This window comes from Paenibacillus radicis (ex Xue et al. 2023), assembly GCF_024722015.1.
In the GTDB taxonomy this organism is placed as follows: domain Bacteria; phylum Bacillota; class Bacilli; order Paenibacillales; family NBRC-103111; genus Paenibacillus_S.
In genome coordinates this window covers 20,676-44,786 of the sequence record NZ_JANQBD010000013.1, presented here as the reverse complement: position 1 = coordinate 44,786, position 24,111 = coordinate 20,676, and the positions used below count along the sequence as shown (strand labels likewise).

Here is a 24,111-nt window from a genome sequence, read left to right as displayed (position 1 = left end):
CGCGGGGGGAGGAGAGATTTTTTTGCCAGACAATGCGAATAAACAAGTCGAAGCTTCACGAATTAATCTGGTGGTAGAAAGAAATAACGACAAGAACGCGCTGCCCAAAAGATTTCGAATGTCAAGAGATGCCGTAACTGCTGATCAGGCTGGCGGCAGTCTCCCGGATCTTACAGGATTCACAGAGCTAAGGGCATCGGCTAGCGGGCAGTATTCACTGCGAGAGCTGCAAACGATGAAAGAGACTATCGGTGATTTCCCTATCATCCTCGTAGATTTGCGGCAGGAGAACCACGCCTTTGTCAATGGGATGGCGGTCAACTGGTTTGGTTTGCATAACGGAGCTAACAAAGGGTTAACCAACGTTGAGGTGCTTGTCAAAGAGAAGCTGCTGTTGAACGGTTTAATAAGTCAGAGCTCCATTACCTTTGACGAAGTGGCAGGCAAGTCGGTGGATATAGGGGGACCTGTTCAAGATCCCAAGCAGGTTCTGAGTGAGGAGGAGCTTGCGCTAACGGAAGGTCTTGGGTATAAACGTTTTTTTGTAACAGACCACCATCGTCCATTAGACGCGGAAGTAGATCGTTTTATCGAATGGGTGAAAGCGCTTCCTAATGGTGTTTGGCTTCATTTCCATTGTCGCGGTGGCGTTGGGCGGGCCAGTACCTTCTTCTGTATGTACGATATGATGAGAAATGCGGATAAGGTTGGCTTCGAGGATTTGACAGAGCGTCAAATGCGTATCGGAGGCAGAGATTTTCAGAGAATGGATCCGCTTGATACCTACAAATATGAAGCAGCAGTGGAGCGATTAAATTATGTCAGACAGTTTTATGATTATTGTGTAAGCCATATTCACGAAGGATATGCAGAATCATGGTCTCAGTGGATCGATAAAGAATGGGGGAATAACGATGCAACAGATGAAGCGGGCAGCAGCTAGAACGGCTTTAATTATGGGATTATGCTCCAGTGTATTGGCTATGAGCGCCTGTGGCTCCACCTCAACAGGCAGCGGGGGCGGGAATGCAGCAGCTCCAAGCGCAGCTTCATCGTCTTGGGCGGTAAGCGCGGGCCTTAACAAGACGGAAACGGCTGATGAGCTGTATGCCAAAGCGAAGGGTGAGGGCTCCGTTGTTCTTTACTCTATGTCGAGCCGGGTCAGCGACGTCAAGGACTCCTTTGAGGCCAAGTACCCGGGGGTTAAGCTCGAAGCTTACAACATCAGCTCTGTCGATATGCTTGAAAAGCTGATCAGAGAGCATGGGGCTGGCATCTACAATGCCGATGTTATTTTCACGAAAGATACGGGCGGCACATTTACGATGGAGCTGTTGAAAAAAGGCATTGTACATAAATATATGCCGAGCGATATCGTAGGCAAAATGCCGGAGCCGTACAAGAGCCAAGTAGAGGGCTTGGTGCCTTACGTTGAAGCCAGAGGCATTTTCTACAATGCCGATGTGTACAAAACACCTCCGATCACCAACTGGTGGGATCTTACGACACCGGATTGGAAAGGCCGTGTAATGCTAAGCGACCCGATGAAATCGGCCGACACGATGGACTTGTTTCTGGGCATGGTTCAAAATTCGGATGATATGAAGCAGGCCTACAAGGATAAATTCGGTAAAGACATTGAATTGAATGGATCGCCTAATGCAGGCTATGAATTCATCAAACGACTTTCCAAAAACGACCTTATTTTAACTAATTCAGGCGGCGATATTGTCAAAGCTGTTGGTAAACCGGGTCAGGCGAAGCCGCCAATCGGGCTTGCCGTGTCCACGAAGCTAAGAGAAGCACAGGGTCAAGGACTGAAGCTGGGCGTTTCGTATGATGTGAAGCCGAAGGTTTCCCAGGTTGAGCAGGCTCTGCTGTATGTAGGCGATCAGTCGAAGCATCCCAATGCGGCTAAATTGTTAATCCGTTGGATGGCAGGCGAAGCGGATGGCAAGGCTGCAGGTCTCAAGCCGTTCAATATTGCCGGAGCATGGGCTACGCGTTCGGATGTTACGCAGGTAGAAGAATTACCGCTATCCAAGCTGAATGTATGGAAGTATGATCCGGTATTCTTTTATGAAAATTCACCTAAAATACGTGATTTCTGGTTGAAGCAGCAGTAGCGATTAACAGAAAGCCATAGCTAAAGCTCAGTTTATAGAAGCAATGTTGTAAACGCCTTCAAAATGATGGATTTGAAATCAAAATCGAGTCGGAGGTTATAGGCTAATGAAGAAAAAAGGGAAGGTTGCCGGGTCGTTTCTAACCGGGCTGGCTTTAATGGTTATGCTTGCGGCTTGCAGCACCAAAACAGAGAATGGCAGCGCTCCAGACGCTGGCAATAAGCCTGCAGCCAAAGGAGATGTAACAGCGGCCTCCGAATGGGCCGAGAAGAACGGCTTGAATAAAACGGAAACGACCGATGAACTGTATACGAAGGCCAAGGGGGAAGGCAAAGTTGTCGTCTACTCCCAGTCGAGTCGGATCAAGGACGTGAAGGCTACCTTTGAAGCGAAATATCCCGGCGTGAAGGTTGAAGCCTTCAATATGTCCACCAACGACATCGTGGAGAAAGTTATTCGGGAGCAAGGGGCAGGCATCTACAATGCCGACGTTATTTTCGTCAAGGATGCGAGCGGAGCGGTTACAACGGAGCTGACTACCAAGAAGCTGGTACACAAGTACATCCCGAAGGATCTTTCCGAGAAGATGGTTGAGCCGTATAAGAGCAAGAGCAGCGGACTGGTACCCTACTTCAGCCTGCGGGCAATCTTTTACAATACCGATGTGTACAAAACGCCTCCAGTCACGAATTGGTGGGACCTGACGCAACCGGAATGGAAAGGTAAAGTGCTGCTGAACGACCCGATCGATTCTGCGGACATGATGGATTTATTTTTGGCTATGGTGCAGCATTCCGATGAAATGAAGCAGGCATACAAGGATAAATTCGGCAAAGACATCGTTCTTAACGGTACGGAAAATGCGGCTTACGAATTTTTTAAACAATTTTTGAAAAACGATCCGGTTCTGATGAAGTCGAGCGATGAAGTTGTCGAGGCGGTTGGAGTAACAGCGCAAGGCAAGCCTCCTATCGGCATAGGCGCATCCAGTAAATTAAGGGATGTCATTGAGAAAAAGCTGAGCATTGCGGCTACGTATGATGTGAAACCAAGAATTTCTGTAGTGGGTCCATCTTACTTGTACGTTGCCGACAAAGCGCCGAATGTTAATGCAGCCAAGCTGATGATCCGTTACATGGCGGGAGAAGCTGACGGGAAATCCGATGGCTTCAAGCCTTTCAACGTCATGGGCTCCTGGTCAACGAGAACCGATAACGGACGCACCGATCAACTGCCAATCGACAAGCTGAATGTATGGGACTATGATTCGGATTATTTTTATAAAAACTTCGTCAAGTTCAGAGAGTTCTGGTTGAAGATGCAGTAAAGGTGTTGCTGGAATGAATGATGTATGCAGTACCAAATTAAGGAGAATAGGGGTAGTCAGATGAAAAAAGTGAGGAATATTTCCGCATTGCTACTGACCTTCACCATTGTACTCGCAGCCTGCAGTAGTTCAACTCCAACACCAACAGCAGCATCAGATAAAAAGACAACAGGCGGAGCAGCCAGTGCCGGAGGAGCCGTGAAATCCGAATGGGCCGAAAGCGCGGGACTCTACAAAACAGAAACCGTCGAAGAGCTGTATGAAAAAGCGAAAAAAGAAGGGAAAGTCACAGTATACTCCACATCAGGCCGAATCAATGATGTAGAGAAAACGTTCGAGAAGAAGTATCCCGGCATCGATATTGAGGCATTCGATCTCAAGTCCAATGTCATCATGGATAAGGTCATTCGGGAGCAAGCCGCCGGCATATTCAATGCCGATCTTGTCCTGACCAAAGAAGTGGGAGGCGGCATTGAAGAAGAGCTTGTCAAAAAAGGCATGCTGTTCAAGTATTTGCCAAGCGACATAGCCGCCAAGATTCATGAGCCTTACAAAAGCGAAGGTATTGCCTTCGTGCCTTACATGGAATTCCGTACTTTGTTCTACAACACGGAGCAGAATAAAACGCCGCCGGTTAACAACTGGTGGGATTTGACCACACCTGAATGGAAGAACAGAGTACTTATGGTCGATCCGCTGCAATCACCGGCCCAGATGGATATGTTCGTAGCGTTCGTTGTTAATTCCGATGATATGGCTAAGGCTTATAAGGAGAAATTCGGCAAGGATATCGTCCTTAACGGTACGAAAAATGCGGGCTATGAATTTCTGCAGCAGTTTTATAAAAACGCGATTCTCGTCAAAAGCAGTGTAGACGGTCAGGATGCAGTGGGCAAAGCTGCTCCGAACAAACCGGCTCCTGTGTTCATCGGAGTTTCTGGGGATATCCGTAAAATGTCGGAAAAAGGCTTGAAAGCAGACATCATTTGGGATATGAAGCCTAAACTATCCGTTGCTGACGAAGGGCTGTTGTTCGTAGGCAATAAAGCTCCTCATCCAAACGCTGCCAAGCTGTTGGTTCGTTGGATGGCCGGTGAAGCGGACGGCAAGGGCGAAGGAACGATGCCGTTTAATGAAATCGGTTCATGGATGACCCGAACGGATGTGCAGCATAAAAATGCGAAAAACATCAATGAGCTTAATATTTGGCAGTACGACAGCGAAAAGTTTTATAAGGTTTATCAGGATGTAGTGAACTTTTGGATAAAGAATCAGTAACCATTCGGAATGGAGTGTTGAAACCATGCTAGGTTTTTCCTTGCAAAGTCCTGTATTTTTAGGCAAACCGAGTTTAGACAGCCCCAATGATTTAATTGCACATTATGAAAAGGTGGAGCTATTGCTAGATGCTTTAAAGACAGCTGGAATCGGGTCTATCGAGGTCAGGATTCTTCCCCGCGGTGCGAATGAAGAAGCTTACCGGGGGCTTATACAGCAAATCTGGGATGCGGGTCTGAAGCTTACGGTTCATGGACATGTGGCTGGGGAGCATCCAGGTACGCGATTTGCGGAGATTTATCCATCCATGAGCTATATTTTGAAAAATTATCATAAGTATCAAGCCGGCCTTACGATGGCGCTGCACGCTTTTGACGCCAAGTCAGGTTCGGAGGAAGAACTGCATCATCATACGGTTAAGCTTTTGCATGAATGGGTTGCAGTGATTGATTCGGAGCAGCTTCCGCTAAAAATTGGAATTGAAAATAACCGTAAAAAATCAAGCAAGGTAGATCCGGGAGATTCGATAGACGGTGTGCAGCGGATCGTGAACGAGGTTGACAGTCCTTATGTGGGCATTACATGGGATATGGGCCATTATTACTCGAACCTGATGGATGAACGCGGTCTGAAATCTCCACCCGAGGTACACATGGAGGATCTCCCGCCTGCTGCTTTTTTGGAGAGAGTCTATCATACGCATATTCACGGGCTCGGTCTAACCGGAACGCACAACCCGTTGACGCAAGCAAGAAGCTTGCCCCTGGAGCACTATGTCGGCAGCCTGCAGCGTGCCGGATATCAAGGTGTATATAATTTGGAGCTGACTATGAACAAATTCGATGCGGACAGATCTCTCAGCGAACATGTGCTGGCATCGGTTCAACGATTGAAGGAGGCAACACCATGAAACAGCATTCCAGCCGCACCGGATCTAAGAGGGGGGAATAACCGGTGAACAACATCGAATATACTAGCCGATCCGCATCGAAATTCACCATGGTTCGTGTACTTAATTTCCTCAAGAGCAGCCTCACGAATCCTTTGCACCTAATCAGTCTTTTCGCCATTATTTTCTTGGGCTATACGATTGTCATCCCGATGTGGGAAATTATCTCGCATACGCTGACTTGGCATCCCGAGGATATTCGGGCTAACCCCCAGGCGGTACCGGGGAATCTGACCCTGAACCACTGGCTGCATGTATTATACAGCGACATCAGCTCGTCGATCTTCTATAAACCGCTGCTGAATTCATTCAACATTGCGGTGTTTGTATCCTTTTTCTCCATGGTTGTGGGAGGCGGATTAGCGTGGCTGGTTACTCGCACCGATCTGCCTTTCAAGAAGACATTTGCTTTTCTGGCTATCATTCCTTATATGCTGCCTTCATGGATCAAGTCGTTTGCCTGGCTGATCGTGTTCAAGAACGACCGGGTCGGCGGAACGCAGGGTATGCTGCAATATTTGTTCGGCATTAATCCGCCCGATTGGATTTCTTATGGATTTTTACCGATCTCCATCGTGCTTGTGGGTCATTATTACACCTTCTTTTACCTGCTTATCGCCGTTTCTCTGAGCTCGATTAACAGCAGTCTGGAAGAAACCGCCGATATTTTGGGAGCAAGCCGCTATACTATTTTAAGAAAAATTACGTTTCCACTAGTTATGCCTGCTATTCTGTCCGCACTGATTCTGACCTTTTCGAAAAGTATGGGAACGTTCGGTGCCGCAGCCTTTCTTGGTCTGCCGGTCAAGTATTACACAATCGCAACTATGCTGTACGGCAGTATGAAAAACCGGATGATTTCCGATGCCTATGTACTAAGCTTGATTCTGATTGTTATTTCAGCCCTGACGATTTATTTCAACCAGCGGGCGATTGGCAAAAGAAAGAGCTACGCTACGATAGGCGGCAAGGATTCGAGGAAAAATCTCAATCCGCTTGGTGTATGGAAAATTCCAGCAATTGTTATGGTGTTTCTGTTCATGTTTCTGGCTGGCATATTCCCGCTTCTGCTGCTTCTATGGCAAACTTTTATGCTCCAGGACGGCAATTACAGCTTAAGCAATCTGACAACACATTACTGGTTCGGGGATTCGGATTTCAGTATCGCTTCCGGTGAAGTGGGAATTCTGAAGAGCGACTCGATCCTTCTGGGCTTGAAAAATTCATTGACTATCGCATTTATAGCTGCGGCTGTTGCTGCTGTTATGGGACTTGTATTCGGCTACGTAATTTCGAAGGGAAGAAAAACTCTTTCCGGTAAGCTTGTCGAGCAGCTGTCCTTCATGCCTTATTTGATTCCCGGCATTTCGTTTGCAGCGATTTACTTGTCCATGTTTGCGCAGCCTAAATTTTTACTGCCGGCGCTCTATGGAACCTTGGCGCTCGTCATTCTTATTACGATAGTTAAAGAGCTGCCTTTCGCAACACGCTCCGGCACGAGCACCATGCTCCAGATTAGCGGAGAGCTGGAGGAAGCGGCCAAGCTGCATGGAGCATCCTGGCCACGAAGATTTTTCAGCATTATGATGCCTTTAAGCCGCAAGGGCTTGATCAGCGCATTCCTGCTCTTGTTCATAAGTGCGATGAAGGAGCTGGATTTGATCATCCTGCTGGTGACTCCCAAGACAAGTACATTAACTACACTTACGTTCCGCTATGCGGAAAAGGGCTATCAGCAGTACGCTAACGCTATCGTTATTGTTATTATTGCGCTAATTATGATCACGCATTATATAGCAACGAAGTACGGCAAAGCAGATCTTTCGAAGGGCATAGGAGGCTAACCATATGAGTGGAATTAAGCTGGAGAAAATCAACAAATATTTTGATAAAAATCATATTCTAAAAAACCTCGATTTGTATATTGAGGATGGCGACTTCATGACGCTGCTCGGTCCGTCCGGCTGCGGTAAAACGACCACTCTGCGGGTTATCACCGGATTGGAAAATCCCGAGGAAGGGATTCTGACCATTAATGGCAAGGAAATGATCAACGGAGCCAAAGGCTACTATGCCCCCCCATCCAAGCGCGGGTTGAATCTGGTGTTCCAAAGCTATGCACTGTGGCCGCATATGACGGTATTCGATAATGTAGCCTTTGGGCTGTCCATTAACAAAATGCCCAAGGCGGAGATCCGCACGAAGGTAGAAAGCGCTCTGGAGAAGATGCGGATCGCTAAATACAAGGACCGATACCCTTCTGAGCTGTCAGGCGGCCAGCAGCAGCGTGTCGCCATTGCCCGGGCAATTGTAACGGAGCCGAGAATATTGCTGCTTGATGAGCCGCTGTCCAATCTTGACGCCAAGCTGCGTCTGGAGATGAGAGCGGAGCTGAAAAGGCTGCATCGCGAGCTGAAGACAACCATCGTTTACGTTACGCATGATCAGGTCGAAGCCTTGACCTTATCTACCAAGATCGCGATTTTCTTCGAGGGCAACATGGTTCAGGTCGATACACCGCGCAATATTTACCGTCATCCGGTAGATATCCGCGTTGCGGACTTTATCGGTAACCCGAAAATTAATTTCGTCGATGCCGATTGCAAGTATTCGAATGGATCGATAACTACAACTTCAGAATTGGGTACACTTACGGTTCCTTGCACACAGCCGCCTTCCGGAAAGGTCGTCTTGGCTATTTATCCTGAGGACATTCAGATTTCATCGGAAAAGGTCGAGGGAGGCATACCTCTATCCGTATACTCAGTGATGCCGGCCGGATCGGAAACTTTATTTCAGCTGACCACGAGCGGTGAGAATCTGATCCTGGCCAAAGTAATCGGTGAGCTGGATTTGCCTATTGGCAAGATGGTATGGGTAACGTTCCCGCTTGAGAAAGTAAATGTGTATGATAAGGAAACAGGCGTGCTTGTAGAGCGGGGCAACGGAACAGGTTCTTCCGCATCGGCGCCAGCAGCAGATCATGGAACAAAGCTGGGTGCATCATCATTTTAACGTGTCGGGGCTGGAGGGTAGAAATGTATGGCAACAGCTAGCTTAAGTGTATGGGAAATAACGCATTGGGAACTGGTGCTGCGGATGATTCTGGCCGTAGTATTGGGGGGCTTGATCGGCATTGAAAGGGAATGGAGCAACCATGCTGCGGGCTTCCGTACTCATATTCTCGTATGCTTGGGCTCTGCAACCATTATGCTGCTGTCCGTATATGGTTTCTCACAATTCGTCAATGAAGGTAATGTCCGTATGGACCCGGCGCGTTTGGCAGCCCAAGTAATAAGCGGTGTCGGTTTCCTGGGTGCAGGAGCGATTCTGCGCAATGGGAATATGATTAAAGGGCTGACGACAGCAGCATCCGTCTGGGTTGTTGCCGGTATCGGACTAAGCGTTGGCGCGGGCTTCTATATGGGGGCTCTGCTGTCTACATTTCTTGTTCTGATCAGCCTGTTCTTATTAAATAAATGGGAAAAGCATCTGCTGCGAAATCGGAGATACCATGAGGTTGATATACAAATTGTCGATAACCCGGGCTCGCTCGGGAGGATTGCATCGATATTCGGAAACTATGATCTGCAGATTGTCAGCTTGAAAATGAACTCGGATGAAGTCGATTCTGCAGCTCATGCCTCAGCTCCTTCTATGCATATGCAGTTCAGTCTGAAAATACAAAAGCAGGAAAAGCTGGTTGCAGCTCTGGAGCAGATCGCCGCGATGGATGTTGTTCTTTCGATGGAGTCGAATCACCTGTCTGCAATGAAAAGCTTCGTACAAAAAGAAAATACGTTATCCACATAACTTAGTAGCTGGGTGGTTGGAGCATGTGAACAATATACTACTGATTTCTGATCTTGACGGAACCTTACTGAATGCTTCACAGCAAATCAGCTTGGAGAATGAATTGGCCATTAAACGTTTTATTGAAAAAGGGGGCATGTTTACCTTAGCAACGGGGCGTATGGAGGAGGCGGTCATGCCTTTTATCCATAAGCTTGGTCTGGATTTGCCGGTAATTTTGTATAATGGAGCCAAAATTTATTGCCCCGTTACAGACAAGGTGCTTTATGAGAGGAAGATATCTCTTCCGCAAGCTTTGTGGGATAATATTAGGGGACGCTTATCGGATGACCTGGTACTGCTGGTTTATCAAGATGGTCAAGTTTATGCACCGATTCGCAATGCCTTATTAGAAAAGCATGAGCTCAAAGATGCGGTGAGATGTTTGCCTTTTGAGGAACGCATTATGCAGGAGCCTGTTACGAAGCTGTTGATTATTAGCTCCCGGCTGGAGGAAGCGAAGGATATTGAACAGACTGTGAGAGACAGCTGTGTGCCTTGCGAAATGGTTTACTCCGAGTCGAATTACCTGGAGATTTTACCGCAGCATGCTACCAAGGGGATTGCGCTTAGGGAGCTGGTAAGGCTGCTGAAAGTAGATAGCCTGTACACCGTAGCCGTTGGCGATAACTTAAACGATCTAACCATGATCATAGAGGCCGATCTGGGTTATGCTGTAGGCAATGCCCATCCGTTGTTAGCGGATGCAGCGGATGCTGTGACTGTCCATCATGAAAGCCATGCTATAGCGGCTATTATCGGGGAATTTAAGGAAAAGAGGAGAGAGCTGGCATGAGTTATTTGGAGGCGGCTGAACGGATTGCAAGAGAAGCTGGTATAATGATCAAGTCCAAGCTGGGCACAGACTTTGTGACGGAAGAAAAGAGCTCGGCATTCGATGTCGTTACCGAAATCGATAGAGCCTCTGAGCAGTTAATCCGTGAACGGTTGGCGGAGGTATTCCCTGACCATGCATTTCTCGGGGAGGAAGAATCGTTTGCTAACGAGGAGCTGCTTGAAAACAGGCTCGAAAGAGCAAAGTCCGAGCCATTCATATGGATCGTTGATCCCATTGATGGGACTAGCAATTACGTGCAAGGCATTCCGGGTTTTACGGTTTCTATAGCTCTTGCGTGCAACGGAGAGATTATGGTTGGTGTCATCTATGATCCGTCCCGGGATGACATGTATTCCGCGGAGAAAGGCAAGGGGGCTACGCTCAATGGAAAGCCGATCCGGGTTTCGCAAGTAGAGACACTCGGACAAAGCGTAGTAGCAACCGGCTTCCCTTCGAAGAAGAAAACGCGCGACGCTGTTATGACAAGCTTGCAGGAGATCGGCCCTCAATGCCGTACCATTCGTGCGCTGGGCTCGGCTGCGCAGCATTTGGCTTTCGTTGCTTCAGGGAAGCTGGCGGCATTCTGGGAATATGGCCTCAATGCATGGGATATCGCCGCAGGGGTGCTGATCATCGAGGAAGCCGGGGGAACGGTGACCGATACGCTCGGCAATCCGTACAGCCTGACCGTGAAGCATATTGTCGGTACGAACGGCCATATTCATGATGCGATGATGCAGACGTTGAAGCCATTGGGCATTTAAAGCTGAAACTTATGAATAGACTTAATCAGCAGCCTGCTGCCACATTTTGTGGTGGCAGTTTTTTTTCGCCTTTTTAATCGGGGCTGTCGTTATTTTAAAATATCAGAATTAATAAGTTTTCAGCAGAGCTGAACAATTCTGATATTGCAAGAAAAGCTACCGCTGCCCTTAAGATTGAAATGTATCTTCAATGAAAGAATTTCGATCAGAAAGCTGTTTGAAGGAATGAAAAATGAGCGAGTAACCTGCCTACCTTGCTTAGATTAGAGCTACATTAGAGCTTAAGATCTTGAATGCACCCCATGATCAAGGGGATTTTATGTAAATAGCGGCGATTAGTCCTGGAGGATTTTGTACGGAACGGAGAGTTCCGTTATTCCATCTGCCGCCGCCAATCTGGGGCAATAGCGGAAGTGGGAATTCCGTTATGTTGGCCGAATGGGGCATTTATGCACAAAAAACAGAGTGATAACGGAACTGGCTGTTCCTTTATTACTCTGTTTTTTGGACTTTTCAGGCTATAAAGGAACAATTACTTCCGCATTGCCCTCAACTTCCATGGATGCAGTACTGGCGCATTGTTTAGATGCAGGGGATCTCTTCGTTAAAAGTATAACGAAGCTAACTGTACATGGAACACCTGCAGGGGAGTTCAGGAAATTCCGTTATTGGAGCGAAATAGGTGTACTATGCACCAAAACAGAGCGATAACGGAATTAGCTATTCCGTTGTTTTTTGAGCTTTTCAGGTGATAAAGGAAGTAGTGCTTCCGCTATCACCTCATTTTCGTGAATATACCGCTGCGATTAACGGGGCAGCTGGTGTCCTCTCGACAGCAAGTTTCCTAAACTATTTTGATGTCCCTTAAACGTGGCTAGTTATGCTATGCTGATGATGAATACGGTTACAGCTTGCGATATTTGAAAGGAGAGCCATCCTCATGAACTTTTTACAGGGGAACATTTCTGCAAGGTTTAAAGTCATCTATGGGATATTTTTCTTGTTAATTATTTCTTCAACCGTCTGGCTTTCCTACTTAAGCTCTAAGGGCAGCCTTGAGGATCAAGTGCGGAGCACGAATGTCGCGCTGCTAAATCTGATTCAGCAAAAAATCGAAATGATGCTCCGGGAAATCGATACCAACACGATTAACTTTATTCAAGAGCCGGATGTGTCCTTCTTTCTGCATGGGAGATACGCTAATGACGATTTGCGGTTTAACCATTTTCGAGTGTTGAATGACCGGTTTAAGGCATTGATGTTCGCAAACAGCAATATTTCATCCTTCTATTTGTATTCTCTGGAGAACAAAAGTTTGCTGACCGATACTACTTTTTCCGATGAAGCTGACTTTTACGATATGAACTGGCGTGATGCTTTTACATCTATGACAAGCTATCAGAAGTGGCTAGACACGAGGAAAATTACAGAGATTAGTTCTGGTCTGCATCTTGATAAAAATGTGATTACTCTGGTTCGCTCTTACCCGCTCATTAGCATCCCGCAGTTTCGCAAAGGGGCTATTATCGTAAATGTCGCTGAAAATACAGTCTCCAATTTGATTCAGAATGTGGATAAACAGAGGGCAGGGCAAACCTTGGTGATCAATGAGCGGGGAATGATTATATCGTCCCAAGACAAGAAGCAGCTGTTTCAGCCTGTAAGCAGTATTGAAGGGGCTCCAAGATTGGAGCAGCTGACAGATAGCGGTTATTTAACGCAAAATACGGATAACGGCAGTTATACTACGTTTTATTTGACATCCGCTTATAACGGTTGGAAGTATGTGAGCATCATCCCGAACCCGGAGATGAACCGGCCGCTGCAAATTATTCGTAATCTGCTGTTGACCATTGCCGTAGGGATGTTTCTGCTCGCAATCGTACTAGTGTTTGCAGTAAGCAACTACACGTTTCGCCCGTTGGAGCTGTTCTTCCGCTCGATTACTGAGAAGAAAATTGGCCGTCCCGGCGATCTTACGTACATGGAAAAGTTTTTCAAACAAATTATTTCTGATAACGAAACCTTGCAAAAGCAGATGAATGAAAGTTTGCCTGCCTTGAAATGGCGGTCCATTATGAGCTTAATGATGGGCGATAAGACGAATTATAGTCGGATGAAGCCGTATTTTGACATGCTTGGCATTAGCCTGTACGATGTTCGTTTTGTTGTTCTGGTCATAGAATTGGATCGCATTCAGGATATAGCGACCCCGCGGGATGTCTATTTGTTCACCTATGCCATTAGCAATGTTGCGGAGGAACTGGTTGCCGGCGTTTGCAAAGGAGTGTCGGTGGAGTTAACGGATGGAAGAGTCGCTGTAATAATGAGCTTTGAAGAGGATGACAGCCAAGGCAATCAGATTCAAGCTTTACAGGTAGCCGACCTCGTTAAGGATTACGTGGAGGGCCATTTCAAGCAAACGGTTACGATTGGAGTAGGTCGTCCTCAATTGCATTTGGAGGGGATTCACAGCTCCTATCAAGAAGCGCTGAATGCTCTGAAATACAAGCTGATCATGGGCGATAACTCAGTTGTATCTATTGATGATATTGCAGGGAACAACCATAACGATAAATTTTATCGCATTTCGGGGATGAGCGATTCGGTGGTTAACTACATCCGTGACACGGATAAGGTGAAGCTGGAAGCTCAGCTGGACAAAATTTTTGGAGAAATAATTGCAAGCAACGTCCCGCCGGAAATGATCAAACAGATGTGCATTCAATTAATTATGAAATCGATTAAGGTTATATCCGATAAAGGGCTGGAAATTAAGGAGTTTCTTGATCCTAAGGAAAATATATATAACCGAATCGAGTCCTGCGCCAATGTGGACGATATTAAGAGCTATATTTCCACCTTCCTGCATCAATTAATTGTTCGAACGGAAGAAAAGCGCTTGAGCAGAGGGAATAACGATACGATCAAGCAGGTGATGGAGTACATGGAGCAGCATTACATGGACAGCGACCTGTCTCTTAATCTGTTAGCCTCGCAGTTCCAGTTAAGCGTTCCGTATTTAAGCAAGCTGTTCAAGGAAACGACTGAAACGAATTTCATGGATTGCTTGATTCAGTTCCGTATGGAGAAATCCAAGGAGCTGCTGCTTGATCCCAAGCGGAAGGTTAATGCGATAGCGGAGAGTGTCGGCTATAACAGCACGCAAAGCTTTATTCGTATTTTCAAGAAATATACAGGACAAACGCCAGGGGAATTCAGGGAAAACCATAACAAAGCCCCCCGAGGGTGATGAGTTCCTATGCAGCAGAGTATCCTTATTCCTTTAGTGGAAGCCCCCATTACCTTAAAAGAAGTGAAGAGGATAAAAAATGAACATACCCATATCATTAAAAAAAGCGCAGAGCATAAAAAGGGAATATTTTCAAAACAGTCCTGCTGCGGCTACCATAAGGTTGTAACCAGCAGAGCAGAAGGGAGGTGTAGCTATGAAATCACAAATGGGCGGGGCAGCCGCACAAGCAGGGGTCAGGCAATCGGTGCGAACAAACAGGCTGAAGCTGGCATGGAAATACTTAAAGCGGGATAAATATTTGTACCTGCTGCTTCTTCCTATATTAGCGTACTATTTCACCTTCAAGTATGCCCCGATGTTCGGCGAGATCATTGCTTTTAAAAATTATCGGTTTGCCGATGGAATCTGGGGGAGTCAATGGGTAGGACTTAAGCATTTCGAGAGACTGTTTACAAGTCCCGATTTTTTCAAAGTATTAAAAAATACGCTGCTGCTGAACATCTACGGCATTGTATTCGCCTTTCCGGTACCCATTGTACTGGCCATTCTATTGAACGAAGTCCGAATTGAGTGGTACAAACGGACGATTCAAAACCTGCTCTACATCCCTCATTTTATATCATGGGTTGTGCTTGGAGGTATCGTCATCGCTCTTTTGTCCCCTTCTACGGGTGTCGTTAATATTGTGCTCGTCAAGCTGCTCGGAATTGAGCCGATTTATTTCATGGCCAATAACTTTTGGTGGCCGATTATGTTCATTTTATCAGGAATTTGGCAAAATGCCGGTTGGGGCACGATTCTATACCTCGCGGCAATTGCCGGGATTGATCCTCAGCTGTATGAGGCGGCCAAAATCGACGGGGCCAGCAAGCTGCGCCGCATATGGCATGTAACACTCCCAGGTATCCGCAGTACGATTGCTATTTTGCTTATTTTACGTGTCGGGCAGATGATGGATGTCGGCTTCGAGCATATTTTTGTCATGCAAAATAAAGCTGTATATGAAGTTTCCAACGTTATTAGCACTTATGTGTATCATGTTGGTTTGGAAGGCTCGCAATACAGCTACACTACCGCGCTTGGTTTGTTTCAATCGATTATTGGACTTGTTTTGGTCGTAAGTGTTAATAAAATTATTAAAGCCATGGGTGAGAACGGGCTATGGTAAGTCTATGCTTACGAAGTAAGTTTTCTTACGAAAACTGTTAGGAGGGGGATGCGATGTCCGGCAGTCAGTCGTTTACAATAAAGCTGCTCTTCGGCCTTATCTATGTATTATTGGCTGTGCTTGCCATGATGACGTTATTTCCGTTCATTCATGTGCTGGCAACATCCATGAGCAGTTCGCGGGCTATCATGTCCGGGGAAGTGTTTCTGTGGCCGAAGGAAATTACTTTTATATCCTTTTCAAATTTGATTGATGATGGCCAGCTGTTTAATGCGATGAAAAACACCCTATTGATCACGGTATTGGGGACGGCATTAAATATTGTAGCTACGATTATAGCGGCATATCCTTTAAGCAGGAAACGGTTGAAGGGAAGAAATCTCATTCTGATGATCATTACCTTCACAATGCTGTTTGGCGGCGGATTAATCCCTAATTACATTCTGATCAAAACATTGGGAATTATGAATACCTATTGGGCACTTTGGCTGCCCGGTCTGCTCAGCACGTACAACTTTTTCGTTATGAAAACGTTTTTTGAGAACCTGCCCGCGGAATTGGAAGAATCGGCTGCAATAGATGGCGCTAATGATTTGGTAATTATTTGGAAAATCATTCTGCCTTTATCGATGCCTATCATAGCGGCTCTGACATTATTTTATGCGGTAAGCTGGTGGAATTCGTATATGAATGTGCTGATGTACATTACGAGCTCAGGGAAGCTGTCTCTTATGGTCAAGCTGCTGCAGATGATTGATACAACCAGTCTGAATCTACTCAATTCGAATGCTACAAGCGGCGGTGAAGGTGCTATGATGCAAAATTTGGTTACACCGGAAGGCATCAGGGCTGCAGCTATCATCATTTCCGTTATGCCGATTTTATGTATCTATCCTTTTCTTCAAAAGTACTTTGTTAAAGGTGTTTTGATCGGTTCTATTAAAGGTTAGGGCAGATTCCAAGAAGGCCTGTCTGTTGCGATTTTAAAAATCAAATATGGAGGCGGACGATGATGGTAAAAAGAAAGCATATGGCGCTCGTGATGGCGGCGGCCCTATTGACGATTGCGGCATGCTCCTCGGATGGCAGTACGGATAGCAGCGGAGATGCAGGGAAGAAGGATGGCGGAACAGACAAAAAGAAAAAGCTGGAAGTCAGCGTTTCGATTCTGGATCGAGGTCAAGTAGCAAGTGATGAAGGAACTTACGAGAGCAACCGGACTACCATGTATATAAATGAGAAATCGGGCATTAACGTGAAATGGGTGCCCGTCGTACGTACGGAGTCAACGAAGAAGCTGAACACATTGATTGCAGCGGGCGAGGCGCCTGATCTGATGTGGGAATTTGGCCGCGACTATATGTCAACTTTGAAGGATCAGGGGGCCATACAACCAATAGACGATTATATTGAGAAATACAGCACCTCTTATAAAAACTACTTGAAAGCGCATCCAGAGCTTAAGCCTTATACGCAGTTTGACGGCAAAACTTACATTGCGACGAGTGCACGCGGTATTGATGCGATTGCCAACCATGGAATGTGGATTCGCCAGGATTGGCTTGATAAGCTTGGGTTGAAAACTCCTACGACTATGGATGAGCTGTTGACTGTCATGAGAGCTTTTAAGGAAAAGGACCCGGATGGCAACGGGAAGAATGATACGCTTGGCGCTGCCTTCAACTTTAACTATACGGGGATTATACAGGCGATGTACGCGGCCCACAGCGGATTATGGTATCTGGAGAACGATAAGATGGTAAAAGGAAACTTTACCGACCGTTATGCGGACGTGTTGTCCTTAATGAAAACAGCATTTGACGAAGGACTGATTGACAAAGAATATATCACTGACAAAAACTATCAAAAGGAAAGACAGCTGTTTGTTACGGGAAAAGCAGGCGTCTATATGGCGAGCTGGAATATTTCGCCTGAATACCGAGAGCTTAAGCAGAATGTGCCGGATTCCAAGCTCGTTCCTTTGGAGCCTGTATCCACGAAGTATGGTAAGTTCGGGCTGTTCCAGGAGCCACCTGCTAACAAGCTGATTGTATTTAATAAAAATATGAAGGATCCGGAAGCGGCTGTAAAGCTGTTGGATTGGATGGTTGAGAAGAACTGGTTTGATGTCAGATTCGGTCAAGAAGGAGTTCATTACAAGCTGCTGAATGGAGTGCCGCAAGCGATTGATGCGGAGAAAAACAAAAAGGAAACGATCTATGCTCCTGAGTATGCAATACTGGACCAATGGAGTCCGAAACCGGAGGACTTCCCGATTATGGCCGCGCAGGACGCCATTTCACAGGATTATGCGAAAGTTCAGGGTGAGTCGCTGAAGGTAGCAATGAAGAACAAATTCAGACGCGATATTCCGTTCAACCCGACGTTCCCGGAGCTTAGCGAGACGGCAACCTCCTTCACTCCGTTAGCCGAGGAGATCGAAACGAAAGTCATCACTGGCGGCAGCCAATACAATGCGCAATGGGGCATCGAGCAGCTGCGCAAGGAATGGAAGCGTCTGGGCGGCGATAATGTAGATAAGCTGGCACAGCAATGGTATGAGAAAAATGTGAAAGGTAAGTAAGCATTTAGATGCGCTGCGGAGCCTCCCGCTCCGGAAGGGGCTGGGGGCTTAAACCGAATAAGGAGTGTGTACTCTATTATGTCGTTCGATCATAAGCAAATGCTTTTACAGCAATTGGACAGCTGGCACAAGGAATATACCCCGGAGGTGAAGATGGTTCGCAAGCCGTTCCGCACCCCTGGCTACCACAGCACGTTGAAAAATGTGGATTATACGCATCCGACGCTTGCTGCTTTTATTTATGCGTTAGGACTGCTTGATAGCGGACTGCCGGAAAATGTGGAGCGGGCTTCCGCTATCATAGAGAAGGTGATCGGGCTGCAGGACCAGAATCGTGAGAATGCTACGTTCGGTATATGGTCCTGGTTCATGGAGGAGCCGTTAACGATGATGGCGCCGCCCGACTGGAACTGGGCCGATTTCTGCGGGAAGCGGCTGGTGCTTGCCGAGCAGAGGCATTCCGGGCTGCTCAGTCCTGCCTTAAGAGAGCAGATTCGACATGCTTTATTCTGTGCCTGCGATGCGATTATTAAGCGCAACGTCGGTCCCGGCTATACGAATATCGCCATAATGGGCGCGTTCGTCACCTTACTTACAGGAGAAGTATACGGGCACAAGCCGTATGCGGATTATGGGCTCGAGCGGCTGCGCAAATTCAGCGATTACACGAAGGAGCTGGGCACGTTCCAGGAGTATAATAGCCCGACTTATACGATCGTGGCGATCCAAGAACTGGCTAGCATTCATACGGCCACAAGCCAAGCAGAGGCGAAGGAGCTTAGCGCCGGCATGCTGGATGTCGCCTGGCGCATGGTGGCGGAGCATTTCCATGCGCCGAGCCGGCAATGGTCAGGACCGCACAGCCGCAGCTACAGCACGGTGATGACACCGGAGGTGTTATCGTTCTTGCAAATGGCAAGCGGAGGGGTCCTTTCTTTACGGGCAAATGAAGATATTATATACAATTTGGATTGGTATGGAAATGAGATTCATTGCCCGGAAGCGTATTTGCCCGCGTTTCAACATACAGAAACATCCACGATTCTGCAAGCTATTCATAAAGATGAATGGGGTCGCACAGTGAATGAGGCTACCACTTATATGAGCGGTCCCATCAGCGTGGGCACATTCAGCAAGGACGTCATGTGGAATCAACGCCGTAATTTGCTTGGCTATACCCAGAATGGCGACAGTTTCAGCTATATTCACCTACGGTTTCTGCATGACGGCTATGATTATTCCTCGGCGGTATATTCAAGCGTTCAGCAGCAGGCGGACATACTGTTCGGTATCGGGTTCTGCACCAATGGTGGAGATACCCATATCGGTCTCGATCCCATAGACGGAACGATAGAAGCTTCAGATCTAAGGCTGCGATTTGAAATCGGCGGCAGCTTGGAGCAAGTAGAGGCTCATGCCTTTGAGCCAGCTGCGAAAGCAATATCTGTGCAAATCGCAGGTACAACGATGAATGTAAAGACGTTGTTTGCTGCGTTTGATGCCGAGTCGACGAGTTGGGAGCTCACTCGTGATGAGCAGAAGCTGTGTCTCGATTATGTTGTATATGCCGGGGAGAGGAAACGGTTTGATTTCCGCTCCATGCAGCAGGCGCTGCTGGTATTTGCCTTCCGTTTGAGCGAAGGGGATGGAGGAGCATTGGATGCTTCAGCCGATTATGCCGGTATGGAGACAGAGGCTTCCCATGGCGGCTCCGCCGATGCTTGTGAGGTATATGCTGAGTTCCGGACGGCCAACGGTGCTAATCTGAAGTTGACATTACCACTCCAGCCTGCGGAAAAACAGGAAATGATGCGGCTGAGATAAGTAGGACTCAAGGATGGGAGGGAGTGTCACAATGGCCAAGGGCTCTGTTATTTACAATGAATTTCATACATTCAAGGATCCGTATACCGGAAAAATGCTGACCCGGCTTACAGCTCCAGAGCAAGTGAATCATCATCCATATTTCTATTATAAGATGATCACTAATGATAACCGCTACCTGATTTATGCAAGTGAGAGGAATGAGCAGCGCCATTTATATCGAATGGATCTGCGCGATGGCTCGGCAGTGCAATTAACCGAAGGAGCGGGAGTCCATGATTTCGGCTGCAGTCTCACCAGTGATGATCGTTACCTGATATATTGTCGAGACAAACAGATCATTCGTTTGGATATGGACACTCTGGATGAGGAAGCCTTCTATGAATCACCGGACGGCTGGAATCCGAATCCGAATCCGGGATTAAGCTCGGATGACAAGTATTTGGTGTTGGTAGAAATGAACGAGAATGATGTCGTCCCGAGTAATGGGGATTGGTCGACCTTCGAGCCGCAATGGGCGATTAAGCCGCACTGTCGAATCGTCTATGTCGATATTGAGCGGCAGACCAGCCATATCGTTCATGAGGAATTGAATTGTTGGTTAGGTCATCCGCAGCTTCGGCCACATGATCCGTCAACGGTTCTATTCTGCCATGAAGGTCCCGGTCATCTGATTGACGCCAGGCTGTGGCTTATTCAAGCAGACGGGACGAACCTGCGCTGTGCCAAAACGCAAACGCATGACGAATTGATCACACATGAATATTGGCTTGCTGACGGCTCCAGGTTTGCTTTTGTATACAGACATAAGGATTATGAGCTGCACGAAAGCATCCGGTTTATGGACCCATTCACTTTGGAAGAAGAGATTTGGATGGATAGCTCCAAGTATTGTCATTTTATTTCCAATTATAATAATTCCAACATCGTAGGGGATGGTCAGCTAAGTGAGCAGCATTTTATTTATCTGATTGATGTACAACAGCGGCGTGAGGAAAAGCTATGCTCCCATGGAACAAGTTGGAAGCCTTATGGGAATACTCAGGACGCTCATCCGCATCCCGCTTTTGCACCGGATGGTTCGTTTATTATTTTCACATCGGATATGGAAGGTATTCCTTGCATTTATAAAATAGACTTGAATTAAAGAATTAAAGCATGAAAAACGGCTGTCTCGAAAGTCATTTGTGGATTTTCGAATCCCCACTCGAATGGGAGTTTCCCTATACAAAGACGCTTCCATCCCCACTTACGTAGTGGTTTTGGAGGCGTCTTTGTACATAGCTTGGGATTGACTCATTCACTGACACCCTTTTGGCGCAGCCTCTTTCTGTTATATCTATTGCGGTACAAGCTCTTAGTTACTAAGCTATGCAGCCATCCGTGCGTTAGGTTGGGAATTGGAACTCCGTCGCAAGGAGGAACGGGAGCTTTGGAGCAGCTTGTATTGGACGATCCCGATGGCAGCAGCAGGTACAGCTTCGCCCCGCAGGGATAGCTCCATTAGTGCAGTAATATCTCCTATCTGATAAGCAGAGGCAATCGCTCTTAGGAAAGCTCGCAGCTCTTCTTCCTCAGGCAGCGAAAGCGTGCCTTGTTTCAAATCAAATTTGACGGCTTCAAGTGCATGGCGTGCCCGGTGAAGCGCCGCTTTCATAGCCCCCTCGGTTGTTTTAAGCAATTTTGCCGCATCCCCGATTGAAAACCCTAATACATCCCTCAGTAAAAAAACAGTTCTCTGGAGGGGGGACAGATGCTTCATCAAAGCCTGGAAGGCCGCCTCGATCTCGAAAGAATCGTTATCCAGCATACTCACCTTGGGCTGCTCTCGCTTTAAAATCCGGTCCAACACCTTATTTCTTCGCGTTTGATCAATCCACGTGTTTTTTGCAATCCGCAGTAACAAGGCTTCAGGGTTGGAATGATGCTCTTGGCTTTTCAAATTGCCTAAAGCTTTAAGCCATGTATCCTGAGCCAAGTCCTCGGCATCCCAGATCGATCCAGTAAGGGATAGGCAATAACGGTTAAGGTGGTTTTGAAGCTGCTCTACGCTTTTACCATCCTCAAGGTTTTCCTTAATCCGGGTGTTTGCTTCAGCTTCCGTTAAGATCATCCTGCATTCTCCTTTGCCATGTTCTTTATGCTAACTATGATCTTTATCCTTATTAAATGGAAACGAATAAAGCCTTTTAAAGGATACGCAGGTTTCAAAAAAAGTTTTCGGCCACTCCGTTTTTTCTCATTATATCATCAAATACCGTTAGACCGTATCCTTCGGCAGCTTCGATTCGTTTACAGGGTGAAAGTGATGAATGATGAAATAACAATAACGGATCAAACGGAGGTTGGAAAAATGAGTACTTTTATTCCTTATGTGGTTGAACAAACCGGCCGCGGTGAAAGATCTTACGATATTTACTCCCGGCTGCTGAAAGATCGAATCGTGTTTCTTGGGGCTGAAATTGATGATCATCTGGCCAACAGCATTATTGCTCAATTGTTGTTTTTGGCGGCGGAGGACCCGGAAAAGGAAATCTCCATGTATATCAACAGTCCGGGCGGCTCTACCTCGGCAGGGTTTGCTATCTATGATACGATGCAGTTTGTGAAGCCTCCTGTTCATACTATTTGTACAGGATTTGCTGCTTCTTTTGCGGCGATCCTGCTGCTCGCGGGTGCCAAAGGGAAGCGTTTCGCGCTGCCGAACAGTGAGATCATGATCCATCAGCCGCACGGTGGTGCCAAGGGGCAGGCCAGTGATATAGCCATAACCGCCAACCGGATTCTGGGTATCCGGGCAAAGCTGAACCAAATCACCGCCGAACGGACGGGCCAGCCGATTGAAAAGGTTGAGAAAGACATGGATCGTGACTATTTCATGTCCTCACAAGAAGCACAGGAGTATGGCATTATCGATCAGGTGGTTACTTCTTTGTAAATTTGGCGCATAGGAATTGTCCAAATAGGCTATCCCATTAGTCGTTTTTAGCAATCTCATCCCCACTCTGTATTTGTTTGGCAAGAGAACCTTCAAATCCACCTTTAGTGTGGGTTTGAAGGTTTTTTTGCATTTTATGGGATCTGCCCTATTGAGGTTATCCGTGAGAGATGTGTTAGATGGAAATCCTCCCGCTAATTAAACCAGGTTATTACCGTTAAGTGATTATAACTGGAAAATCTCCATCTATTTTGGTGCATATTAGGATAATTGATCGAAATAGACGGAATTAGCGGGATGATTTCCAGTTATAGGGATGAAAAGGTGATTTATAGTAAAATTACCTCCGCAATCTCCAGCTAATTAAATCCGCGGCAGGGGATGAAGTTACTAAATGCATAAATAGGGCTGAAAGTTACTCAATGAGGTAGCTATTTAAATTGCATGGTAACCCATATGTGGTGCCTTTACAGGTAACAAAAAGCAGGGTACTCCGGAGAAATGTTCGCACGGTTTTTCATGTATGTCGAATACTGTCAAGTGATTTATTAACAATAAAAGTCACATAATGACAGCAGCTTTCGAGCACATTTTTACTAGTTAATAGGTAATCTATTAAAAAGGAGTAGATTCATAGAAACCCTGCCGCCTATCCGCCGCCAGCTAAATGATTCCAACCCAATACAGAAAGGTTCACTAAAGCGAAACACTAAGGAGGACTAATTAATGACACTTCATGAAAAGCTTGTGATTTATGCAATAGTGGTATTAGTTATTGGCTTTATGTTGGTTCTGTTTATGGACGTTGTAAGAAGGGGATATGAAAAGGTTCACTCTTTGGATATTGAAACCAATCCATCTCTGAAAAATGAAAAAATCACTATATTAGTAGAAGAATCTCAAACCCGGTTACAAGCTCAATTAACAACACAATCACAAACACAAGTTCAAAAGGTACCGGATCATGATCCAACGCTCGTTTACCCGTTCTATGTCGATTGCAGTCAAGATCTTGTCAAGAACCATTGATCCATTGTACTGACGATCTTCATTCGATTGATCTTCAGTCCATTGTACTAATGATCTTCAATTCATTGATCTAATGATCTTCAGTCCACTGTACTAACGATCTACAGTCCATTGATCTAACGATCTTCAGTCCATTGACCTAACGATCTTCAGTCCATTGACCTAATGATCTTCAATC

The 24,111-nt window shown here is 46.5% G+C and carries 19 protein-coding genes; 18 read left to right on the top strand and 1 reads right to left on the bottom strand.

Annotated features, from left to right (window positions below; translation table 11 throughout):
- The first annotated feature begins 22 nt into the window (after positions 1–22).
- The 16 genes from NV381_RS18090 to NV381_RS18015 all read left to right on the top strand — a co-directional run bounded on the left by NV381_RS18090 (position 23) and on the right by NV381_RS18015 (position 21,113).
- A complete protein-coding gene (locus NV381_RS18090) occupies positions 23–943 on the top strand; it encodes a hypothetical protein (protein WP_258214698.1) in 921 nt (306 codons plus the stop codon).
- Positions 915–2,126, top strand: coding sequence for an ABC transporter substrate-binding protein (locus NV381_RS18085; protein WP_258214697.1), 1,212 nt, complete (start codon positions 915–917; stop codon positions 2,124–2,126). Before NV381_RS18090 ends, NV381_RS18085 begins: the two co-directional genes overlap by 29 nt.
- 106 nt (positions 2,127–2,232) lie before the next feature.
- Positions 2,233–3,453, top strand: a complete 1,221-nt coding sequence (locus NV381_RS18080; protein WP_258214696.1) for an ABC transporter substrate-binding protein — start codon at positions 2,233–2,235, stop codon at positions 3,451–3,453.
- A gap of 60 nt (positions 3,454–3,513) precedes the next feature.
- Positions 3,514–4,731 (top strand): ABC transporter substrate-binding protein, encoded by a 1,218-nt coding sequence (locus NV381_RS18075; protein WP_258214695.1) that lies wholly within the window; start codon positions 3,514–3,516, stop codon positions 4,729–4,731.
- Positions 4,732–4,756: 25 nt separating this feature from the next.
- The gene (locus NV381_RS18070; protein ID WP_258214694.1) at positions 4,757–5,641 is read left to right on the top strand and encodes a sugar phosphate isomerase/epimerase family protein; all 885 of its coding nucleotides are present in this window, start codon (positions 4,757–4,759) and stop codon (positions 5,639–5,641) included.
- A gap of 44 nt (positions 5,642–5,685) precedes the next feature.
- The gene (locus NV381_RS18065) at positions 5,686–7,524 is read left to right on the top strand and encodes an ABC transporter permease (protein ID WP_258214693.1); all 1,839 of its coding nucleotides are present in this window, start codon (positions 5,686–5,688) and stop codon (positions 7,522–7,524) included.
- Positions 7,525–7,528: 4 nt separating this feature from the next.
- Positions 7,529–8,695, top strand: coding sequence for an ABC transporter ATP-binding protein (locus NV381_RS18060; protein WP_258214692.1), 1,167 nt, complete (start codon positions 7,529–7,531; stop codon positions 8,693–8,695).
- A gap of 27 nt (positions 8,696–8,722) precedes the next feature.
- Positions 8,723–9,493 carry an MgtC/SapB family protein gene (locus tag NV381_RS18055; RefSeq protein WP_258214691.1) on the top strand — a complete coding sequence of 257 codons (771 nt, stop codon included), beginning with the start codon at positions 8,723–8,725 and terminating at the stop codon, positions 9,491–9,493.
- 25 nt (positions 9,494–9,518) lie between these two features.
- Positions 9,519–10,328, top strand: coding sequence for an HAD family hydrolase (locus tag NV381_RS18050; RefSeq protein WP_258214690.1), 810 nt, complete (start codon positions 9,519–9,521; stop codon positions 10,326–10,328).
- Positions 10,325–11,134, top strand: coding sequence for an inositol monophosphatase family protein (locus NV381_RS18045; RefSeq protein WP_258214689.1), 810 nt, complete (start codon positions 10,325–10,327; stop codon positions 11,132–11,134). Before NV381_RS18050 ends, NV381_RS18045 begins: the two co-directional genes overlap by 4 nt.
- A 940-nt stretch (positions 11,135–12,074) precedes the next feature.
- Positions 12,075–14,387 carry a helix-turn-helix domain-containing protein gene (locus tag NV381_RS18040; RefSeq protein ID WP_258214688.1) on the top strand — a complete coding sequence of 771 codons (2,313 nt, stop codon included), beginning with the start codon at positions 12,075–12,077 and terminating at the stop codon, positions 14,385–14,387.
- 196 nt (positions 14,388–14,583) lie between these two features.
- Positions 14,584–15,558 carry an ABC transporter permease gene (locus NV381_RS18035; protein ID WP_308862003.1) on the top strand — a complete coding sequence of 325 codons (975 nt, stop codon included), beginning with the start codon at positions 14,584–14,586 and terminating at the stop codon, positions 15,556–15,558.
- A gap of 53 nt (positions 15,559–15,611) precedes the next feature.
- Positions 15,612–16,508: a carbohydrate ABC transporter permease gene (locus NV381_RS18030; RefSeq protein ID WP_258214687.1), complete on the top strand. Its 897-nt coding sequence runs from the start codon at positions 15,612–15,614 to the stop codon at positions 16,506–16,508.
- 59 nt (positions 16,509–16,567) lie between these two features.
- Positions 16,568–18,142, top strand: a complete 1,575-nt coding sequence (locus tag NV381_RS18025; RefSeq protein ID WP_258214686.1) for an extracellular solute-binding protein — start codon at positions 16,568–16,570, stop codon at positions 18,140–18,142.
- A 78-nt stretch (positions 18,143–18,220) separates the two neighbouring features.
- Positions 18,221–19,966, top strand: coding sequence for a hypothetical protein (locus NV381_RS18020; protein ID WP_258214685.1), 1,746 nt, complete (start codon positions 18,221–18,223; stop codon positions 19,964–19,966).
- A gap of 31 nt (positions 19,967–19,997) precedes the next feature.
- Positions 19,998–21,113: an oligogalacturonate lyase family protein gene (locus NV381_RS18015; protein WP_258214684.1), complete on the top strand. Its 1,116-nt coding sequence runs from the start codon at positions 19,998–20,000 to the stop codon at positions 21,111–21,113.
- Between the two features lie 222 nt (positions 21,114–21,335).
- Here the strand turns inward: NV381_RS18015 and NV381_RS18010 are convergent, their stop codons facing one another.
- The gene (locus NV381_RS18010) at positions 21,336–22,079 is read right to left on the bottom strand and encodes an RNA polymerase sigma factor (RefSeq protein WP_258214683.1); all 744 of its coding nucleotides are present in this window, start codon (positions 22,077–22,079) and stop codon (positions 21,336–21,338) included.
- Between the two features lie 240 nt (positions 22,080–22,319).
- Here NV381_RS18010 and clpP point away from each other — a divergent pair, with 240 nt between their 5' ends.
- Positions 22,320–22,904, top strand: a complete 585-nt coding sequence (gene clpP / locus NV381_RS18005; protein ID WP_258214682.1) for an ATP-dependent Clp endopeptidase proteolytic subunit ClpP — start codon at positions 22,320–22,322, stop codon at positions 22,902–22,904.
- A gap of 726 nt (positions 22,905–23,630) precedes the next feature.
- A complete protein-coding gene (locus NV381_RS18000) occupies positions 23,631–23,933 on the top strand; it encodes a hypothetical protein (RefSeq protein ID WP_258214681.1) in 303 nt (100 codons plus the stop codon).
- Positions 23,934–24,111 lie beyond the last annotated feature (178 nt).

Bases quoted from the DNA above. Each gene is read 5' to 3' on its own strand.
- NV381_RS18085 (WP_258214697.1), top strand. From the start codon at position 915: ATGCAACAGATGAAGCGGGCAGCAGCTAGAACGGCTTTAATTATGGGA.
- NV381_RS18080 (WP_258214696.1), top strand. From the start codon at position 2,233: ATGAAGAAAAAAGGGAAGGTTGCCGGGTCGTTTCTAACCGGGCTGGCT.
- NV381_RS18075 (WP_258214695.1), top strand. From the start codon at position 3,514: ATGAAAAAAGTGAGGAATATTTCCGCATTGCTACTGACCTTCACCATT.
- NV381_RS18070 (WP_258214694.1), top strand. From the start codon at position 4,757: ATGCTAGGTTTTTCCTTGCAAAGTCCTGTATTTTTAGGCAAACCGAGT.
- NV381_RS18060 (WP_258214692.1), top strand. From the start codon at position 7,529: ATGAGTGGAATTAAGCTGGAGAAAATCAACAAATATTTTGATAAAAAT.
- NV381_RS18055 (WP_258214691.1), top strand. From the start codon at position 8,723: ATGGCAACAGCTAGCTTAAGTGTATGGGAAATAACGCATTGGGAACTG.
- NV381_RS18045 (WP_258214689.1), top strand. From the start codon at position 10,325: ATGAGTTATTTGGAGGCGGCTGAACGGATTGCAAGAGAAGCTGGTATA.
- NV381_RS18040 (WP_258214688.1), top strand. From the start codon at position 12,075: ATGAACTTTTTACAGGGGAACATTTCTGCAAGGTTTAAAGTCATCTAT.
- NV381_RS18035 (WP_308862003.1), top strand. From the start codon at position 14,584: ATGAAATCACAAATGGGCGGGGCAGCCGCACAAGCAGGGGTCAGGCAA.
- NV381_RS18030 (WP_258214687.1), top strand. From the start codon at position 15,612: ATGTCCGGCAGTCAGTCGTTTACAATAAAGCTGCTCTTCGGCCTTATC.
- NV381_RS18025 (WP_258214686.1), top strand. From the start codon at position 16,568: ATGATGGTAAAAAGAAAGCATATGGCGCTCGTGATGGCGGCGGCCCTA.
- NV381_RS18020 (WP_258214685.1), top strand. From the start codon at position 18,221: ATGTCGTTCGATCATAAGCAAATGCTTTTACAGCAATTGGACAGCTGG.
- NV381_RS18015 (WP_258214684.1), top strand. From the start codon at position 19,998: ATGGCCAAGGGCTCTGTTATTTACAATGAATTTCATACATTCAAGGAT.
- NV381_RS18010 (WP_258214683.1), bottom strand. From the start codon at position 22,079: ATGATCTTAACGGAAGCTGAAGCAAACACCCGGATTAAGGAAAACCTT.
- clpP (WP_258214682.1), top strand. From the start codon at position 22,320: ATGAGTACTTTTATTCCTTATGTGGTTGAACAAACCGGCCGCGGTGAA.
- NV381_RS18000 (WP_258214681.1), top strand. From the start codon at position 23,631: ATGACACTTCATGAAAAGCTTGTGATTTATGCAATAGTGGTATTAGTT.